Genomic DNA, 1,801 nt, shown 5'->3' with positions numbered 1-1,801 from the left:
GCTGCCCCCCCCCGAGGGGGCTCCCCCCGCGTGTCGCCGGTCGGGTATGTACCCGGGTGCTTCCAGTCCCCGGGCGTGGCTCAATGGGAAGTGATCCTCGTGGGCGAGGTGGCGCAGTGGTTCGAGACGCTGGCCGAGACGGACTGGCGCAGCGCCGAACAGGTCGAAGACGCAGTGGATGCGCTCGCGATGTTCGGGCCGACGCTCGGGCGGCCGCTGGTCGACCGCATCAAGGGCGCAGAGCAGCACCACATGAAGGAGCTGAGACCCGGTTCCGCGGGCGGCAGCGAGATCAGGATCCTCTTCGCGTTCGATCCGGTCCGACGTGCCGTGCTGCTGGTGGCGGGGGACAAGGCGGGAAACTGGCAGGGCTGGTACGCGGCGAACGTCCCGCTCGCGGAGAAGCGCTACCAGGCCCACATCGCCGAGCTGGAGAGCAGGGAGTACGAATGAGCGCCGTCGGCTGGGAGGAAGCCAAGCGTCAGGTGCGCGAGCGCCGGGAGGCTGCCGGGCTGCCGGTGCGGTCGGCCGCCGAGAAGCGGGCCGCCGTGGACCGGCTGCTGGCTGAGGTCCGGGCGTACCGGCTGGCGGAGATCCGTCAGGAGCAGGCGCTGACGCAGAGGGACGTCGCCGAGACGATGGGCGTCTCCGCCCCGCGGGTGTCGGCGATCGAGAACGGCGAGACCGACCGCACGGAGGTGGCGACCCTCCGCTCGTACGTCGAGGCGCTCGGAGGGCGCCTGCGCGTCGTGGCGGACTTCGGCGACACCGAATACACGGTGGCGTGAGGGCGGTCGCGTCACGCGCGTCACACCGGCCGGTGTGACGGCGGAACGGCTGGGCAGAACGTACGGCGTCCGGCTCCGGCACCCCCGTCACCGAGGGAGAACGCATGGCCATCGCCCACCGCAGGATCGGCACCGGCCCCGTCCGCGTCATCGTGCTGCACGACTGGTTCGGCACCTCCGCCAACTGGGGTTCCGTACTGGACTACTTCGACCCCGAGGGGTTCTCGTACGCCTTCCTCGACTACCGCGGCTACGGCGACCGCCGGGACGTCGCCGGCCGCTACACCCTCGCCGAGATCGCGGACGACGTCCTCGCGCTCGCCGACGAGATCGGCTGGGACACCTTCTCCCTCATGGGCCACTCCATGGGCGGCAAGGCGATCCAGCAGGTCCTGGTCCGGGCCCCCGAGCGGATCGAGAAGCTGATCGGGATCAACCCGGTGCCCGCCGCGCCGTACGAGATGGACGACGCGACCCACGCCCTCTTCCACGGCGCCGCCGCCGGTGCCGGGAACCGGCGGACCATCCTCGACCTCGTCACCGGCCACCGCGCGAGCGGTCACTGGCTGGACCGGATGGTCGCGCACTCCCTCGACGTCTCCCGCCCGGAGGCCTTCGCCGCGTACCTCGCGAGCTGGGCGCCGCTGGACCTGTCCGCCGCCGTGAAGGGCAGTACGGTCCCGGTGCTGGTCCTCGTCGGGGAGCACGACCTCGCCCTCACCCCTGAGGTGATGCGGGCCACATGGCAGGTCTCGTACCCCGACTGCCGGGTCCACCCCGTCCCCGGCGCCGGCCACTACCCGCCGCACGAGACCCCGGTCGCCTTCGTCGCGGCGGTGGAGGCGTTCCTGCGGGGCTAGCTGATGCCGAGGTGCGGCGGGTGCCCGGACACGAAAAACCCCCGGGGTACGAGGAGACCTCGTACCCCGGGGGATCAGGGTGAGTGACGGGACTTGAACCCGCGGCCACCTGGACCACAACCAGGTGCTCTACCAACTGAGCTACACACACCA

The 1,801-nt window shown here is 71.4% G+C and carries 3 protein-coding genes and 1 tRNA gene; 3 read left to right on the top strand and 1 reads right to left on the bottom strand.

The window, feature by feature from the left end; all coding sequences use genetic code 11:
- Positions 1-75: 75 nt before the first annotated feature.
- From ACFXA3_RS42065 to ACFXA3_RS42055, 3 genes are all read left to right on the top strand, one after another.
- The gene (locus tag ACFXA3_RS42065; RefSeq protein WP_385196722.1) at positions 76-453 is read left to right on the top strand and encodes a type II toxin-antitoxin system RelE/ParE family toxin; all 378 of its coding nucleotides are present in this window, start codon (positions 76-78) and stop codon (positions 451-453) included.
- Positions 450-788, top strand: coding sequence for an XRE family transcriptional regulator (locus ACFXA3_RS42060; RefSeq protein ID WP_385196719.1), 339 nt, complete (start codon positions 450-452; stop codon positions 786-788). Before ACFXA3_RS42065 ends, ACFXA3_RS42060 begins: the two co-directional genes overlap by 4 nt.
- Positions 789-892: 104 nt before the next feature.
- Positions 893-1,648 carry an alpha/beta fold hydrolase gene (locus ACFXA3_RS42055; RefSeq protein ID WP_385196717.1) on the top strand — a complete coding sequence of 252 codons (756 nt, stop codon included), beginning with the start codon at positions 893-895 and terminating at the stop codon, positions 1,646-1,648.
- Between the two features lie 77 nt (positions 1,649-1,725).
- Here ACFXA3_RS42055 and ACFXA3_RS42050 read toward each other — a convergent pair.
- Positions 1,726-1,800, bottom strand: a tRNA-His gene (locus ACFXA3_RS42050).
- Between the last annotated feature and the right edge of the window lies 1 nt (position 1,801).

The organism is Streptomyces sp. NPDC059456, from assembly GCF_042750055.1.
Classification (GTDB): domain Bacteria; phylum Actinomycetota; class Actinomycetes; order Streptomycetales; family Streptomycetaceae; genus Streptomyces.
The sequence above is the reverse complement of the archived record's forward strand: the minus strand, read 5'-3'. Positions and strand labels throughout refer to the sequence as shown.

Bases quoted from the DNA above. Each gene is read 5' to 3' on its own strand.
- ACFXA3_RS42055 (WP_385196717.1), top strand. From the start codon at position 893: ATGGCCATCGCCCACCGCAGGATCGGCACCGGCCCCGTCCGCGTCATC.
- ACFXA3_RS42060 (WP_385196719.1), top strand. From the start codon at position 450: ATGAGCGCCGTCGGCTGGGAGGAAGCCAAGCGTCAGGTGCGCGAGCGC.